Here is a 16,908-nt window from a genome sequence, read left to right as displayed (position 1 = left end):
TTATGATTAGAAAATATATCTAATTCCAAATTGCGCTTGCCATCTTGACAATAAACTAGCGTCATAATTAAAGGTCTTAGTCTGCGTACCGTTAAATGTATATGTTGGTATATTTGTATTTGGATCAACAGAAACACCTATTGGCTGTACATTTGTAGGTACTTGCACTATACCCCAGTCAGAGTTAAGTAAGTTTCCTAAGTTTAACACATCAATACTGAATTGAATAGTATTCTTTTTCTCAGAAGATGAAGATATTTTAAAGTTATAATCTTGCATAAATTTAAAATCCCATTTTCCTCTCCAAGGAGATAAAGCTCCGTAACGCTCAGCATACTGTCCTCTTCTTCCACTTAAATAATCATCTTGACTAATGAATTTATCATAAGCAACACCTTGACTTGGACCTCCAGTAAATGTCATTCCAGCAATTTGTGCAGTTGTTGGAACATAAATTAAGTCATTTGTTCCAGAACCATCATTATTGATGTCTCCACCATAAATATAATTAAAACGACCTCCTTGAGCATATTCAAAGAATGTAGAAACTGTAGTCGCCCATTTATCATTAGTACCGTATTTCCATTTTTTAGAAGCAATACCAATAAAACGGTTTCTGTCTCCATATTTAGAATTAGACAATACTGCATTATTTACATTTCCAACAGCTGGATTAAAAGCAAAAGCATCACCAGTAATTTCAGCTTCAATAGAATTCACATCTTTTGCAACTAAAAAGTTATAAGCTAAACTAGCATACAAACCATTATCAAAGTTCTTTTGAACTTTAACAGAAGTATTGAAAACACTTCCTTTATTAGAATTTGTCATTACATAAGCACTGTTTGTTCCTTTATCAGAAGCTCTGTAAATAGCTCTTGAATCAGATCCAACCAAAGTACTTGTTGGAACTCTTAATCCCCAGTTTTGAACGTGAACTCCGTTAATATCTTTATTGTATGATAAGTCAAGAGTAACAATATAGTTATCAGCCAACTTTTTATCCAATCCTAAACTTGTTCTCCAAACTTGTGGCCATTTGAAATCTTTATCCATAATTTGGAAAAAACCATCATCTGAACCACTTACCTGATTACCTAACCATACAAATGGTAGTTTCCCAGTAAAGATACCTGTACCACCACGTACTTGTAAAGTTCTATCCCCTTTAACATCCCAATTGAATCCTAATCTTGGAGACCATAGAATACTTTTACTTGGTAAAGTTGTAGAAATTAATTTAACCGCAGCATTAGTTTCAGGATCAAAATAGTCTTTTAGATTGTCTCTTGAAGCACCATTATCTGTATTGATATACTTTTGGATTAAATCAGCTGTATCAAAATACAACGGCTTATCAGCTCTTAAACCTAAAGATAATTTAAAATCTTCTGTGATATTCCAATCGTCTTGAACATAAAATGCTAATTGTCCAACATTTAATTCAGCTAATTTAAAACCTTTATCCTCACCAACTCCAAAAGAATTTAATGAATTAGACTGGTTTTGAGCATAAATAAGATTTTGTTTAATAAAACTTGTAGCTAAAGGAGCTGCAGCATCTAATAAAAATTCATTAACACTTGAATAAGGGCTGAATAAACCTTTATAATTTCCTAAAGTTCCGAAAGTTCCGAAATTTTCAAAAGCTGTTAAGTTAAATGAATTCTTAAATTGATATTTCTCAAATGAAGTACCAAAAGTAAAAGTATGATCTCCGGTAACATAATTCAAATTATTTGTAATTTGAAGAACCTTTTGATCTAATGTATTGTTAATAGAAAATGGTTCGTGTCCTGCAATTATATAATTAGAACCTGATCCATCCTGAATATTAATAATTGGAGCTGGAGTTGAGAAAGGTCTTCTATAGTCATTAAAATGAGTATAACCTGCTTGTAATTTATTCGAAACAGTTTCACTGAATTTCGAATTTAATTCAACTAAAAATGAATCTAATTCATTGTTTATTTGATATCCCGATTTTTCAAATTGAAGAATAGAAGAATTTGGCCCTCTAAACCCTAAAGCTGTTGGGTGAGCAGGTTTGTCTTTAGATGCATTCAAGAAATTATAAATAACTGCTAGTTTATGATCATCATTAATATTCCAGTCAATCTTAATAACTCCTTTATTAGAATCAGAGTTATGAGTAAAACCTTGGTAAGCACCTGGGTTGTATCCTAATAAATTTAACGCATTAGAAACAGCCATTAAATCTGATTCTAAAACTCTTGATTCATTTACGTCAGTTGAACCATTATTATTATTAGCAACAAAATTAGATCCTAAATCACTTCTTTTGTCGATTTCATAATTGGCGAAAAAGAACAATTTATCTTTGATAATTGGACCACCAAAACTTACACCTGCTTGAGTTTGTTCTAATGAAGGAACAAATATTTTTTCTCCTTTAATCTTACTACCAGTTAAATCTTGATTTCTAAAAAAGCTATAAGCAGTTCCGTGAAATTCATTTGTACCTGATTTAGTAACAGCATTTACCGAAGCACCTGTAAAACCAGACAAGGTAACATCATAAGGAGCAGTAGCAACCTGAATTTGGTCGATAGCATCTAATGAAATAGGTTGAGACCCCGTTTGTCCTCCTGGAGTTGCAGCATCTAATCCGAAAGGATTATTAAAAACAGCACCATTTAAAGAGTAGCTATTGTATTGATCATTTCTACCACCAAAAGAACCACCACTTGCGCTTGGCTCCATACGTGTAAAATCTTCAGCAGATCTGGAAATAGTTGGCAAAGCAGCTAATTCTCTTCTTCCAATAGTAGTTTCTGCACCAGTACGGCCGCTTTCAAATACTTTGTTTTTAGAAGTTGTAATTTTAACTTCTTTAAGTTCTTGACTTGAATCTTTTAAAAGAACGTCTAAACTAAAAGCTTTTCCTAATTCAAGATATACATCGTTGAATTCTTGATCTTGAAAACCAATAAATGAAACCACGACCTTGTATGGCCCACCTATTCTCATGTTCAACATATTAAATCTACCATCAGCATTTGATAATGCGGAATATTTAGATCCTGTTGGTGTATGAATAGCCAGTACATTTGCGCCTGGCAGTAATTCAGCATCCGAACTTTTTACAATTCCCTTAATGCTAGAAGTTGTCGTTTGTCCCATCATAATATGGGTTCCAAATACAATAAACAATAAAGCGATAATTTTTTTCATTTGTTTGATTATGAATTAATTTGGTGCAAAATTAAGCAAAAAAAAATCACTCCGAGGAGTGATTTTCATTTTTTTTTAACAAAACGTTAACTAAATCTTATTATTCAGCTATGATTTCGTAAGCTAATTCAACTATTACATCTCTGTGTAAACGTACGTTTGCAGTATATTTACCAGTACGTTTAACAATTCCGCTAGTGATGAATTTTCTATCAATTACTTGACCACCTTTTGCTAATGCATCAGCGATATCAATATTAGTAATTGAACCGAATAATTTTTCTCCACCTGCTTTTGCAGTAATTTTAATTTCGATAGCTTTAATAGTTTCAGCTAATGCTTGTGCATCTGCTACAACTTTAGCTTCTTTATGTGCTCTTTGTTTTAGGTTTTCAGCTAACACTTTCTTTGCAGAAGAAGTAGCTAAATGAGCGTGACCTTGTGGAATTAAAAAGTTACGACCGTAACCATTTTTCACAGATACAATATCATCTTTAAATCCTAAATTTTGAACGTCTTGTTTTAAAATAAGTTCCATGTTGTTGTCCTTTATTATAGAAGTTAGGTTTCATGTTTCAGAAAACCAACAACTGAGTTAAAATATTATTTTAGTAAATCAGCCACATATGGCATAAAAGCTAAGTGACGTGCTCTTTTCACAGCAACAGAAACTTTTCTTTGGTATTTCAATGAAGTTCCAGTTAAACGACGAGGAAGAATTTTCCCTTGTTCGTTAACGAATTTCAATAAGAAATCAGCATCTTTATAATCAATATATTTGATACCTGATTTTTTGAAACGACAGTATTTCTTTTGTTTGTTAGTCTCTATATTTAAAGGCGTAAGATATCTGATATCCCCGTCTTTTTTTCCTGAAGCAGATTGTTGTAATGTAGCCATGATAATTAAGCTTTTGTAGATTTAAGTTTAGTTCTTCTTCTTTCAGCCCAAGAAATAGCATGTTTATCAAGACTTACAGTCAAGAAACGCATAATTCTCTCGTCACGTCTAAATTCTGTTTCAAAAGCAATAAGAACTTCTCCTGCTACTTTGAATTCGAATAAGTGATAAAAACCACTTTTTTTGTTTTGGATTTCGTAAGCCATTTTTTTCAGGCCCCAATCCTCTTTAGATACCATTTCAGCTCCTCTACTAGTAAGAAAATCTTCAAATTTGCTTACTGTTTCCTTTACCTGAACCTCAGATAAAACGGGATTTAAAATGAAAACAGTTTCATAATGATTCATAAAAATATATTTTATTGTTAAATTGGATGCAAAAGTAATCATTTTTTTCAAACGACCAAGTATAAATACGCTTTATTCGACGTACTGCAAAAAAAAACGATATAATTTTAGTCAAACTAAAAAATATACTTTACTTTTACTTACCTGAAATCTTTAAATGCAAATGATATGAAACTAAATTGTGTAGTAGTAGATGATAGTTCTATTCAAAGAATGATCATCGCAAAGTTAGTTAATAATCATCCCAATCTACATCTAATTGGTGATTTTTCTAACGCAATCGAAGCCAAAAGCTGTATGTCTATCCAAAATGTAGACTTGATTTTTCTGGACATAGAAATGCCAGTTATAAGTGGTTTTGATTTTCTTGACGGTTTAAAAGTAAAACCCCAAATTATATTCATCACCTCTAAAGCAGAATATGCCATGAAGGCTTTTGATTATGATGCAACAGATTATTTACAAAAACCTATTGCCGTTGATCGTTTTAATGCCTCAGTAAAAAGAGCCGTTGACATACACTTGTACAAGAAAGACAACAAAGAGGATGAAGGAGAGCATATTTTCATCAAAAGCAATCTGAAAAAATTGAAGATATTCACTTCAAAAATCAAATGGATTGAAGCTTTTGGAGATTATGTACGTGTTGTTACAGAAGACGATAGCAACCTCGTTCTTTCGACTATGAAGTCGTTTGAAAATGATTTACCTCAAAATAAATTTGTTAGGGTTCATAAATCATACATTGTAAACATTGACAAAATAGAACGTTTTAATAGTAGATTTGCTGAGATAGGACCAACAAAAATCCCATTAAGCAGAAATAAAAAAGAAGACCTCGTAAAAGCATTATCATATGAATAAAAATACTTTTTAATAGAAGTCTACATTTATCGAAACTCTAATAGCTCTAAACTGAGCAACAGCATCAAAACTATTTAGCATTTTCTGAATAGTTTTTTTTGTTCCTCCTATTGATGAATTTTGTGGAATTTTAATAATTATCGTTCGGATATACTCATTCCTAATTCTGTTTATTCCTGGTTCCTCTGGACCCAAAACTGGCATATCTAGATTCTGACTCATCACTTGATACAACCACATTGCCCCTTCCTTTAACTTATCGAAATCACGTTGCTTTAAAGTTAATTTGATAATTCTAAAATATGGTGGGTACTTATAAATCTGACGATCATACAATTGTTCCTTATACATTCCTGCATAATTATTTGAAGCAACCTGTTGAATCGTATTATGATCCGGATTATAAGTTTGAATAATAACTTTCCCTTGTTTTTCTGAACGGCCTGAACGTCCTGACACCTGCATCATCATTTGAAAACTTCTTTCAAAAGCTCTGAAATCAGGATGATACAACATATTATCAGCATTCATTATTCCCACTAAACTGACATTGTCAAAATCGAGTCCTTTGGCCAACATTTGAGTACCTACCAATATATCAAATTCCCTATTTTTAAAACCGTCAATTATTTTTTCGAAACCGTATTTTCCCCTTGTCGTATCCTGATCCATTCTCCCTACCTTACTATCCGGAAAAAGAGTTACCAATTCCTGCTGAATCTGCTCAGTTCCAAAACCTTTAGTTGTTAAATCAACACTGGAACAACTATGACAATGGGTAGGTTTAGCAATTGAATAGCCGCAATAATGACAACGCAACTGATTTCTATGTTTATGATAAGTTAAACTTACATCACACTGTTGACATTGAGGTACGTGGCCACAAGTCATACACTCTAATAAAGGAGAATAACCCCTTCTATTTTGAAACAAAATGACTTGTTCTCCTAAAGATACGGCAGCAGTAATTTCATCAATAAGAACATCGCTAAAATGCCCTTTCATTTGTTTACGGAAATATTTATCTTTAAGATCAACCAACTTAATATCTGGCATCATCACCTTTCCGTATCTTTCGGTAATTTCAACCAAACCATACTTTTCTGATTTTGCATTAAAATAAGTTTCAATACTTGGCGTAGCCGATCCCAGCAATACTTTAGCTTTATGAAAATTCGCCAAGACTATTGCCGCATCACGAGCGTGATAGCGAGGCGCAGGATCAACTTGTTTAAAAGTCTGTTCGTGTTCTTCATCTACAATTATAAATCCGAGATTCCCAAAGGGCAAAAACAAAGCTGATCTTGCACCAATAACAATTTGAGCTTTCACAGAGTTATTCAATACCTGATTCCAAACTTCTACCCGTTCATTATTGTTATATTTCGAATGAAAAACAGCCACTTTATTACCAAAATAAGCGCGTAATCTCCCTACTAATTGAGTCGTTAATGCAATTTCCGGTAATAAATACAAAACCTGTTTTCCTTCATGAAGATATCCCTCAATAAGCTTAATATAAATTTCCGTTTTACCACTGGATGTCACACCGTGTAAAAGACACACTTCTTTTTCTATAAAACTGTTATTTATCTCTTCGAAAGCTTTGTTTTGCACAACGCTCAATTGAAGTTGCTCTTCCTTAGTTTTACCCGTAAAATTTACTCGGTCTTCTTGAAGTAAATAATCCTCAAATATTTCTTTATCTATTAAGGCCTTAACGATTGCCGAAGTGGAACCGGCAGCATCAACCAGTTTTTTTACGGTTATAGGCTTCTTTTCAGAAGCACTCAATTGGAAATACGCCATCACAATTTCTTTTTGCTTGTTGGCGTTTTTGAGCGTTTCTAACAATTCACTTAACCCTTGATTTGAATCATATTTAGAATGCAATTTAAGATAACGAACTAATTTAGGCTTATAGCTTTCTTGCATTTCCTCCTGTAACACTAAAATATTTTTGTCGATCATTTTTTGAATGACCGGAAAAATATTTTTCTTGTTCAAAATAGCAATTATTTCGTGTATTTTAAGAGAGGATTGAAGCTGTAAAGCCTGAAAAACGAGATACTCATCATCCGTAAGCTGACTTTCATCCACAAAGGTTGTTGTTTTCTGTGAGATTAACGTTTCACTCTCTAATAGTAAAGCACTTGGCATCGCACCGCGATACACATCACCAATGGCACACATATAATAGGAGGCAATCCATTGCCAATGGGCAATTTGGATTTCAGTTACGATTGGTTTTTCATCAAGAATCTGATGAATTTCTTTAGCATCGTAAAGAGTGGGTTTATTTTGATGAATATCTATAACTAAAGCAGTATAGATTTTACTTTTCCCGAAAGGAACTGCCAGTCGCATTCCTTTTTTTATATAATGATACTCAGCTTCAGAAACGCTATAAGTAAACGTCTTAGCCAATGAAAGCGGTAAAATTACTTCGACGAAATGCATTGTGGAAATTAGAAATTATAGGTTAAAATAGTGACCGTATGATTTTACTAAATCGTATTTAACAATAGGTGTCAGATTGTAGACAAACTATTAATTTGATTATTTGGTATTGGTATTGATTTTTTTCTCTTATTAGCCTTTTACTCTATACCAATACTGCGTTCTACCTATCAACGCAAATCCTATATAGCCACGAACCTTCAGCTTATCATTCCCTTCTAATGACATCATACATTTGTATATTTTTCCGTTTTTAGGATCTAAAATTTTCCCAGAATCATACTCCTTACCATTTTTAGAAAGACCTTTAATTATGGTCATACCAATGATGGGTTTATTTCTATCTTCGTTTTCACAATTAGTACACAAATCTTTTCTATGTTCTTCATCTAATATTTCCACTACTCTACCATAGATTTTTCCTGATTTCTCATAAATTTCTATAATAGACTTCGCTTTTCCGGTTTCATCATCAATGGTTTTCCATTTACCTATAACAGTATGATTTTGTGAATAGAAAATTGTACTTAAAAGCAAAACGGCAATAGTTATGATATTCTTCATGGTTTCTTTTATTTTAGCCCTGATGGAAGCAGCATCTTTTTATTCTGGGGTTCAGAATAAAAAATACAGCGGACAGCAGGAAACAGCTTTAAACTTTTATCAAATTTACTATAAAATAGTAGAACCCTTTAGCTTAAATCGATAATCTTTTTTTTCTTTTCAAATTATTGATGGTTGCGTTTAACTCAAAACCGAGCAATAAAACCATACAGTTAATCCAAATATAAAACATCATAATCAATAAGGTCCCGATAGAACCGTACAGTTGATTATACTGAGAGAACCTTATTACCCAAATTCCAAATATATAGGATATAAAAATAGCAAAAATTGTTGTGAACACGGATCCTATAGAAATAAATGAACGGGTTTTATCATGTTTGGTTCCAAACTTAAACAATATCGATGTTGTAATTAATATCATCAATACTAAAAATCCGTACCTCCCCATAATAATTAGTGGAATTTTATCGTTCAGGACATGATGCGCATTTAATTTTTGTATAAACACTTCAAAAACTACAATTATAGCGACAGTAAGAATCAATAAAAATGATAGGATTAATGACATTCCAACAGCAATAAAATACTGTTGAAAAAAGCCTCTTTTAATCAATACGTGGCGAGAGGCATCAAAACCTCCTAGAATAGCATTTAAACCGTTTGCCATTAATAAAATGGATAGTAAAAAACCATATGACAGCAATCCGGAATGGCTATTATTAAGAATGTCGTTTATGATGTTTGATATCGCATAATAAGTATTTGGAGGAACACCCTCAGCAATGAATTTCAAAAAATCTTCCTGAAAACCTTCAATCGGAATGTAGGGGATTAGATTCAGAATAAAAAGGGCAAAAGGAAACAAAGCCATAAAAAAACTGAAGGCAATTGCACCCGCACGATTCGATAAAGCTCCTTCAGCAATACCTATTCCGTATATTTCTATTAAATCATATAACGAAAGTCCCTCTAACCAAGGTAGCTCAATCTTTTTAAGAAAACGAACCACATCTCTTAGTACTGGAACCTTTTCAATTCTTTCTTCTATTTCTGCAGACATTAATTATAAATTTTCATTAGAGCAGCTAACTTTTAACCGCAAAAAAACACAAAGCATCACAAAGAAAATCTAAATTATTTTAAGCTTACACTTGTTTATAAATAGCTTCCAAATGTAACTTCTTCCTTATATCGCTTTCAAACTCAAATCCATATTGTAAATAGAATGTGTCAATGCTCCCGATGAAATGTAATTCACACCACAATCAGCATAATGACGTACGGTTTCTTCATTAATATTTCCAGATGATTCCGTTAAACATTGATTTCCAACAATTGTTACAGCTTCTCTTGTAGTTTCATAATCAAAATTATCCAGTAGAATTCTATACACCCCACCACATGAAATAATTTGTTTTACTTCTTCGAGATTTCTGGCTTCGACAATAATTTTAAGATCGAGATTATGATCCTTTAAGTAGGTTTTTGTTTTGGCTATGGCCAATGGTATTCCTCCTGCAAAATCATTATGATTATCCTTTAACATCACCATATCATACAAAGCAAAACGGTGGTTTTCTCCACCTCCTATTTTTACTGCCCATTTCTCGGCGGCACGAAAACCCGGTGTTGTTTTACGGGTATCTAATATTTTAGTGTCAGTTCCGTATAGCAATTGTACATAACTATTGGTTTTTGTTGCAATTGCCGACATGCGTTGCATAGAGTTTAACACCAACCGTTCTGCTTTTAAAATCGACTGTGAACTTCCCGAAACATGAAACACCACATCGCCGTACTTTACCGGAGCTCCGTCAGTGATGAAAGTTTCTATCTTTAAACTTGAATCCACATAATTGAATATCATTTTAGCAAAATCGACACCGGCAATAATACCTTCATCTTTAACTAATAATTTTGCTTTTCCTTGTGCTGAATCCGGAATACAGGCTAGTGAACTGTGATCGCCATCACCCACATCTTCCCGAATGGCATTAGCTATTATGATTTGTAACTCTTTTTCGAACTGTGCTTCGCTAATCATTTTTACAGAAAATTTATTTAATGCTAAAGTAGGATATATTTTGGGCATTTAAAAATTTGTTTCATATTGGATTGGAAAAATCAATAATGCCGGAAGCTTAGGAGAATTAAGGAGTATTGTAACTCTATGGAATACCAACTTAAAAATAAGCAAGTTAAAATTATAGAGAGACATTTAAATTATACAAAAACACAATAAAAAAATCATCTTAATATCAATAAAAACAAATAATCAATCTCTGTCAAATACTATAATAAATGAACACAGAACTTCTTTATAAAAAAAAATATTTACTTATAAATACTCCACATTACCAATAATTTATTTAATTTTAAAACCACTAATTAATTACCTGTAAACCAAAATAATATGAACTTTTATTATACAAGAAACTTCCTGTATTGTTTACTTTTTACATTTTTTATGTGCCTGACCCCATTTATGAGTCACGCTCAAAAATCTAAAAAAAAGAATAACACTTCTTCAAATTTTATATCTGACAGTATTTTCAATGCTCTTAAATGGCGAAATATTGGCCCATTCCGTTCAGGTCGATCTTTAGCAGTTGCTGGACACGCTGACCAGCCTTTAACTTATTATACCGGATTCACAGGAGGTGGAATTTGGAAAACAATAAATGGCGGAAATGATTGGTTTCCTATTTCGGATAGCATCTTTAAATCTTCTGCTGTGGGTGCAATAACTGTTGCTCCATCTGATTATAATGTAGTATATGCCGGTATGGGCGAAGCTGATATGAGATCTAATATTTCGTTTGGTGACGGAATGTATAAATCTGTAAATGGTGGTAAATTATGGTCTAAGCTAGGTTTAGAAAAAGCAGATGCCATAGCTAACATAGAAGTTCACCCAACAAATTCAGATATCGTTTTTGTATCTGCTATGGGTAACCCATTTCATCCTAATAAAGAAAGAGGAATTTATCGAACTCAAGACGGAGGTAAAACATGGCAATTAGTATTATCTAAAAATGAAAATACAGGTGGTGTTTGCGTACGTATCGATTCTAAAAACCCAAGAATAATCTATGCAACACTTTGGGAAGCATATAGAAACGGACATTCAATGTCTTCTGGTGGAAAAGGTTCAGGAATGTATAAATCAATTGATGGTGGCGACACTTGGGAGTCCTTGAATGAGAAGCCTGGGATGCCTGTTGGAATCTTAGGGAAAATGGGGGTTGCTGTATCTCCCGTGAATCCAAATCGATTATATGCTTTAATTGAAAATACAAAAGGTGGACTATATCGTTCAGATGACGCTGGTGAACATTGGGAATTAATCAATGAGGATAAAAATTTATGGCAACGACCTTGGTATTATATGAATTTACAAACAGATCCTAAAAATGAAAATGGATTAATCGTTTTAAATGTCGACTCATGGAAAACTACAGACGGTGGTAAAAGCTTTAAAAAAATTAACGTTCATCATGGAGACACACATGATGTGTGGATTAATCCTGAAAATCCTGAAAATTTTATTATTGGAGATGATGGTGGTGGAGAAGTAACTTTCAATGGAGGAGAAACTTTCACCGAGTTAGATATACCTACAAGTCAATTTTATCACGTTTCATTAGATAATGAATTCCCGTACAATATATATGGAGCGCAACAAGACAATTCCTCTATACGTATCGCCTCGAGATCAAACGGTTACAGTATAGGTACTGAATCATGGTATCCTGTCGCAGGTGGAGAAGCTGGATATATTCAAGCAGATCCTACTAACTCTGATATTACTTTTGGAGGAGAGTATGACGGGCAATTAAGCACTTACAATAAAAAAACAGAACAAGCGAAAGATATCTCTCCTTACCCTGAATCGAACATTGGAGCGCCTTCAAATGCAAAAAAATACCGTTTTCAGTGGACCTACCCTATCGTTTTCTCTCCTCATAACCCTAAAAGAATGTATGTAACGTCTCAAGTGGTTCATGTTACAGAAGATCAAGGAAATTCTTTTGAAATAATCAGTCCTGATTTATCAAGAAATGATCCAAAAACAATAGGAGAAACAGGTGGACCAATAACAAAAGACCAAACAGGTGCTGAAGCTTATGCAACAATATTCACACTATCTGAATCTCCTTTAGAAAAAGGAGTAATATGGACTGGTTCAGATGATGGTTTAGTTCATGTGACAAAAAACAATGGAGAGAAATGGGAAAACATATCACTTCCAAAGAATTTATTACCTGAGTTTTCATTAATTAGTATGATTCATACTTCAGAATATGAAAAAGGAAAAGCTTACCTAACAGCCAATAAGTATATGTATGGTGATCGTACTCCTTATATGTTTAAAACTGTAGATTACGGTAAAAACTGGACGAAAATTACCAAAGGTATCCCAGCGGACGAATACTGTAGAGTATTACGTGAAGACCCTAATAAGCCAGGGTTATTGTTTGCAGGAACTGAAAGAGGAGTTTACGTATCTTTTAATGATGGCGATTCATGGCAAAAACTAAATTTAAATTTACCCCTTACTCCTATTCGTGATTTACAAATCCAAAAAAGAGAAAAAGATTTGGTTGTAGCTACACATGGGCGTGCTTTTTGGATTTTGGATGACATTACTCCGCTATATGAAATTATGGATAACAAGAATATTGCAAACAAATATCTTTTCAAACCCCGTCATTCATACCGTATGCAAGGTGGACAAAGTAGTAAAACAAATAGTGGTACAAATGCCCCTAATGGTGTAATTATTAGATATTATTTAAAAGACAAACCTTCCAAAGAAATAAAACTTCAGTTCTTGACTCAAAAAGGCGACACTATTATCACCTACTCTTCTACTAAAGATTTAAAAGGAGAGCCAATGAAAGTTGCAAAAGAGTTTTTTCAAGATACTAAAAAAGAATTACCAGGTTTTGTAACTGCAAAATCGGGTATGAATTCATTTGTTTGGAATATGCGTTACCCGAATGTAACTGCAGTAGAAGGAACAAATGTAATGTGGGCAGGATCAGGTGAAGGAGCAAAAGTTGTTCCAGGTACTTATAAAATAAGATTAATTGAAGACAAAACAATAATTGCCGAACACCCTTTTGAAATTAAAAAAGACCCTCGTGTTACAGTTAGTGATGCCGATTTAAAAGAGCAATTTGACCTTCATCAAAAAATAAACAAAAAAGTGGATGAAGCACATATAGCCATAAATCAAATTCGAATAATCCGTGCCCAAATAAATGGGTATACCACAACAGTAAAAGATACAGTTATGGTTAATCAGATAAAGAAATTATCAAAAGCCACACTGGAATCACTTGAAAAAATAGAATCTACATTGATGCAACCAAAAGCAAAAGCGCCTCAAGATGTATTAGCATTCCCTATTCAATTAAATGATAAAATGGCAGGATTAGGATCGAATGTTTCTTCATCTGAATCAAAACCTACAAAAAATGCGTACGTAGTTTATGAAGATTTAGCTGCTAAAATTGACATCGAAATTAATAAAATAAAAGACATTGTAGATAAAGACGTAAAAGAGTTCAATGCTTTTATACTCAAGCAACAAATTCCAGCTATTATTTTAGACAAAAAATAATATTAAAACTAGTATAAGGGAGACAGCAACTAATTTTGCTGTCTTTTTTTTAATAGAATTATCAAAAACAGAGTCGGAACATAAAAATCCATAAATTAGTTCCCTTTTTACTGATATATTTTCCCGAAATCAACATCTCCTTTTTATTCCTATCAAACTATTATAAAACCTATTTTGTCCTTATTTTTTTTAGTAATAAATTCGCAGCTACTTTGTGAATACAAAGTCAAATAGAATTGAATATACAAACTGAAATCAACTAAACAAATACCATTAAGCTGAATGCTTTTTAACTCTATCCACTTTGCTCTTTTCTTAGCAATCGTTTTTGTTCTTTATTGGTTTGTAACCAATAAAAACCTTAAAGCACAGAATTTGTTGCTTATGGTTTCCAGTTATGTTTTCTATGCCTGTTGGGACTGGCGTTTTTTATTTTTACTTGTTTTCTCTACTCTGCTCGATTATTACACCGGAATTAAAATGGCCGAAGCAAAAACGAATACTATTAAAAAGTTTTGGTTTTGGTTCAGCATATCGGTCAATCTGGGTTTTTTAGGGGTTTTTAAATATTATAACTTTTTTGCAGAATCTTTTGCTGAAGCAATAGGGAATTTAGGCTTGCAAGTCAATCCTATGACCCTGAATCTTATTTTACCTGTTGGAATATCGTTTTATACATTCCATGGACTATCCTATGTAATTGATATCTACAAAGATCGTATTAAGGCCGAAAGAGATTTTATAGATTATGCCGTTTTTGTTAGTTTCTTTCCCCTTTTAGTAGCCGGACCTATTGAACGTGCTACTCATTTACTGCCTCAAATACAGAAAAAAAGAACTTTCGACTACTCTAAAGCAATTGACGGTTTAAGACAGATTATTTGGGGATTATTTAAAAAAATCGTCATTGCTGATCAGTGTGCTGAGATGGCCAATCATATTTTTAATAATTCAGACAATTATTCAGGGAGCACCTTAATTCTTGGAGCTGTATTATTCACATTCCAGATCTATGGTGACTTCGCGGGTTACTCAGATATTGCCTTAGGAACGGCACGTCTATTCGGAATAGAATTGTTGCGCAATTTTGCCTTCCCCTATTTTTCCAGAGACATCGCTGAGTTCTGGAGGCGTTGGCATATCTCTTTGTCTAGTTGGTTCAAAGATTATTTATACATTCCTCTTGGCGGAAGCAAAGGTGGAACTTTGATGAAAATTAGAAACACATTTATCATCTTTCTTGTGAGTGGTTTTTGGCATGGAGCCAATTGGACTTTTATCATCTGGGGTTTTCTAAACGCCTTATACATTATGCCTTCAATTATTTTTAATACCAATAGAAATTATCTGGATATTGTTGCTCAAGGCAAATATTTCCCAAATCTAAAAGAATTACTTTCTATTGTAATCACATTTAGTTTAACAGTGTTCGCCTGGATTTTCTTTAGAGCAGAAAACGTAGGTCATGCATGGCGCATTATTTCAAAAATCTTTTCGACAGATTTTATGGAAGCCACTAAGCTTCCTGATACTTTTTCTATTTACACGATGCTTGTACTTATATTAATTTTTATGACTATCGAATGGTTAGGCAGAGAACAACAGTACGCTATTGCAAAACTGGAGATGCCTAAACCTGTACGTTGGGGATTTTATTATGTCCTGATTGCAGCAATATTTTACTTTGGCGGAACGGCACAACAATTTATTTATTTCCAATTTTAGATATGAAAAAATTCATAACCCAATTTATACTCTTTTGCCTACCGGCTCTTATAGCTGCATACGCTTTTGATGTTTTTGTATCTAAGTATTTAAAGGAATCAAACTCTTTTGCAAAAAAAGAATATCCTGTTTGGAATGCCATTAGAGATAGTAAAGTAAACTCGGATATTGTTATTTACGGAAGTTCAAGAGCTTGGGTTCATATCGATCCAAAAATGATAAGCGACAGCCTTAACGTTTCCTGCTACAATCTAGGGATAAACGGACATAATTTCTGGTTGCAAGACTTGAGACATAGACTTTTGTTAAAAAACAACAGTAAACCAAAATTAATCATTCATTCCCTGGATGCTTTCACCTTACAAAAAAATGAAGACCTCTATAATGCTGAGCAGTTTTTACCGTATATGCTTTGGAACAACCAAATAAAAGAGGCTACCATCAGTTATAATGGCTTTCCTTTCGTCGATTATGAAATTCCGATAATTCGTTATTACGGCAGACAAAAAGCGATAAATACAGCATTTGAATTATATTTAAATCCCCAAGATAATCCGATTCAAAGAATCAGTGGATATCAGGGACAAGCTCGTGTATGGAATTCCGACTTTGAAAAAGCGAAGTCAAAAATGAAAGCCTACAATGTGAAAATTGATACTCCTTCCCTTCATTTATTTGAGGATTATCTCAAGGAATGCCAATCTAAAAAAATCCAGATTGTACTTGTATACACTCCTGAATATATTGAAGGACAAAAATTTGTCAAGAACAGAGATTCAATAATTACAATGTATAATAAATTCAGTAAAGAATATAAAATTCCTTTTTATGATTACTCGAATGATACAATGTCTTACAATAAAAAATATTTTTACAATAGCTTGCATCTCAATAAAAAAGGGGCTGAGCTATTTACCCATAAATTAATAAATACAATTAAAGCATCAAACAGCAACTATAAATAGTCATTGCATTCGAATAAAATTATTTTAAAACATATTTTATTTATAACCCCAACATAAATGAAACGAATTTGTTAAAATTACATCTCATTTATAACTCAATGAATTATAAGTTTCCATTAATGCAAAAAAGGAAAAAATTAATTTTTAAAACAATTCTATTATATTTGCCCAAAATTGGTTCCAAAACAATTAGCTCCTACTTATAAAGATTTTTCAGAAATGAAAATTTTTTTGACAACAGAACGCTTTTAACTGG

Annotated in this window: 12 protein-coding genes; 4 read left to right on the top strand and 8 right to left on the bottom strand. The window is 32.8% G+C overall.

Going from position 1 to position 16,908, the window contains the following annotated elements; translation table 11 throughout:
* Positions 1-6: 6 nt before the first annotated feature.
* The 4 genes from FLAK523_RS10640 to rpsF form a co-directional block, all read right to left on the bottom strand.
* On the bottom strand, positions 7-3,195 hold the full coding sequence (locus FLAK523_RS10640) for a carboxypeptidase regulatory-like domain-containing protein (protein WP_248903302.1): 3,189 nt from the start codon (positions 3,193-3,195) through the stop codon (positions 7-9).
* Positions 3,196-3,295: 100 nt separating this feature from the next.
* Positions 3,296-3,733: a 50S ribosomal protein L9 gene (rplI, locus tag FLAK523_RS10635; RefSeq protein ID WP_248903301.1), complete on the bottom strand. Its 438-nt coding sequence runs from the start codon at positions 3,731-3,733 to the stop codon at positions 3,296-3,298.
* Positions 3,734-3,798: 65 nt separating this feature from the next.
* On the bottom strand, positions 3,799-4,095 hold the full coding sequence (gene rpsR, locus FLAK523_RS10630; RefSeq protein WP_248903300.1) for a 30S ribosomal protein S18: 297 nt from the start codon (positions 4,093-4,095) through the stop codon (positions 3,799-3,801).
* A 5-nt stretch (positions 4,096-4,100) separates the two neighbouring features.
* A complete protein-coding gene (gene rpsF / locus FLAK523_RS10625) occupies positions 4,101-4,442 on the bottom strand; it encodes a 30S ribosomal protein S6 (protein WP_248903299.1) in 342 nt (113 codons plus the stop codon).
* A 168-nt stretch (positions 4,443-4,610) separates the two neighbouring features.
* Between rpsF and FLAK523_RS10620 the strand changes: the two genes are divergently transcribed.
* Entirely contained in the window at positions 4,611-5,306 is a 696-nt protein-coding gene (locus FLAK523_RS10620; protein WP_248903297.1) for a LytTR family DNA-binding domain-containing protein, read from the top strand.
* A 9-nt stretch (positions 5,307-5,315) separates the two neighbouring features.
* Here FLAK523_RS10620 and priA read toward each other — a convergent pair whose 3' ends face one another.
* The 4 genes from priA to nadC all read right to left on the bottom strand — a co-directional run bounded on the left by priA (position 5,316) and on the right by nadC (position 10,377).
* Entirely contained in the window at positions 5,316-7,766 is a 2,451-nt protein-coding gene (priA, locus tag FLAK523_RS10615; RefSeq protein WP_248903295.1) for a primosomal protein N', read from the bottom strand.
* A 132-nt stretch (positions 7,767-7,898) separates the two neighbouring features.
* On the bottom strand, positions 7,899-8,330 hold the full coding sequence (locus FLAK523_RS10610) for a DUF2147 domain-containing protein (protein ID WP_248903293.1): 432 nt from the start codon (positions 8,328-8,330) through the stop codon (positions 7,899-7,901).
* Between the two features lie 133 nt (positions 8,331-8,463).
* Positions 8,464-9,393: a YihY/virulence factor BrkB family protein gene (locus FLAK523_RS10605; protein ID WP_248903292.1), complete on the bottom strand. Its 930-nt coding sequence runs from the start codon at positions 9,391-9,393 to the stop codon at positions 8,464-8,466.
* A 126-nt stretch (positions 9,394-9,519) separates the two neighbouring features.
* Positions 9,520-10,377: a carboxylating nicotinate-nucleotide diphosphorylase gene (nadC, locus tag FLAK523_RS10600; RefSeq protein WP_248908085.1), complete on the bottom strand. Its 858-nt coding sequence runs from the start codon at positions 10,375-10,377 to the stop codon at positions 9,520-9,522.
* 441 nt (positions 10,378-10,818) lie between these two features.
* Between nadC and FLAK523_RS10595 the strand changes: the two genes are divergently transcribed.
* The 3 genes from FLAK523_RS10595 to FLAK523_RS10585 all read left to right on the top strand — a co-directional run bounded on the left by FLAK523_RS10595 (position 10,819) and on the right by FLAK523_RS10585 (position 16,652).
* Positions 10,819-13,962 carry a glycosyl hydrolase gene (locus tag FLAK523_RS10595; protein ID WP_248903290.1) on the top strand — a complete coding sequence of 1,048 codons (3,144 nt, stop codon included), beginning with the start codon at positions 10,819-10,821 and terminating at the stop codon, positions 13,960-13,962.
* A 282-nt stretch (positions 13,963-14,244) separates the two neighbouring features.
* A complete protein-coding gene (locus FLAK523_RS10590) occupies positions 14,245-15,687 on the top strand; it encodes an MBOAT family protein (RefSeq protein ID WP_248903288.1) in 1,443 nt (480 codons plus the stop codon).
* Between the two features lie 2 nt (positions 15,688-15,689).
* The gene (locus FLAK523_RS10585) at positions 15,690-16,652 is read left to right on the top strand and encodes a hypothetical protein (protein WP_248903285.1); all 963 of its coding nucleotides are present in this window, start codon (positions 15,690-15,692) and stop codon (positions 16,650-16,652) included.
* Positions 16,653-16,908 lie beyond the last annotated feature (256 nt).

It is taken from the genome of Flavobacterium sp. K5-23, from assembly GCF_023278045.1.
Lineage (GTDB): Bacteria > Bacteroidota > Bacteroidia > Flavobacteriales > Flavobacteriaceae > Flavobacterium.
The sequence above is the reverse complement of the archived record's forward strand: the minus strand, read 5'-3'. Positions and strand labels throughout refer to the sequence as shown.

Excerpts from the sequence above, each read along its gene's own strand:
- FLAK523_RS10610 (WP_248903293.1), bottom strand. The coding sequence starts at position 8,330 with ATGAAGAATATCATAACTATTGCCGTTTTGCTTTTAAGTACAATTTTC.
- FLAK523_RS10595 (WP_248903290.1), top strand. The coding sequence starts at position 10,819 with ATGAGTCACGCTCAAAAATCTAAAAAAAAGAATAACACTTCTTCAAAT.
- FLAK523_RS10605 (WP_248903292.1), bottom strand. The coding sequence starts at position 9,393 with ATGTCTGCAGAAATAGAAGAAAGAATTGAAAAGGTTCCAGTACTAAGA.
- rplI (WP_248903301.1), bottom strand. The coding sequence starts at position 3,733 with ATGGAACTTATTTTAAAACAAGACGTTCAAAATTTAGGATTTAAAGAT.
- FLAK523_RS10620 (WP_248903297.1), top strand. The coding sequence starts at position 4,611 with ATGAAACTAAATTGTGTAGTAGTAGATGATAGTTCTATTCAAAGAATG.
- FLAK523_RS10585 (WP_248903285.1), top strand. The coding sequence starts at position 15,690 with ATGAAAAAATTCATAACCCAATTTATACTCTTTTGCCTACCGGCTCTT.
- FLAK523_RS10590 (WP_248903288.1), top strand. The coding sequence starts at position 14,245 with ATGCTTTTTAACTCTATCCACTTTGCTCTTTTCTTAGCAATCGTTTTT.
- nadC (WP_248908085.1), bottom strand. The coding sequence starts at position 10,377 with ATGATTAGCGAAGCACAGTTCGAAAAAGAGTTACAAATCATAATAGCT.
- priA (WP_248903295.1), bottom strand. The coding sequence starts at position 7,766 with ATGCATTTCGTCGAAGTAATTTTACCGCTTTCATTGGCTAAGACGTTT.
- FLAK523_RS10640 (WP_248903302.1), bottom strand. The coding sequence starts at position 3,195 with ATGAAAAAAATTATCGCTTTATTGTTTATTGTATTTGGAACCCATATT.
- rpsR (WP_248903300.1), bottom strand. The coding sequence starts at position 4,095 with ATGGCTACATTACAACAATCTGCTTCAGGAAAAAAAGACGGGGATATC.
- rpsF (WP_248903299.1), bottom strand. The coding sequence starts at position 4,442 with ATGAATCATTATGAAACTGTTTTCATTTTAAATCCCGTTTTATCTGAG.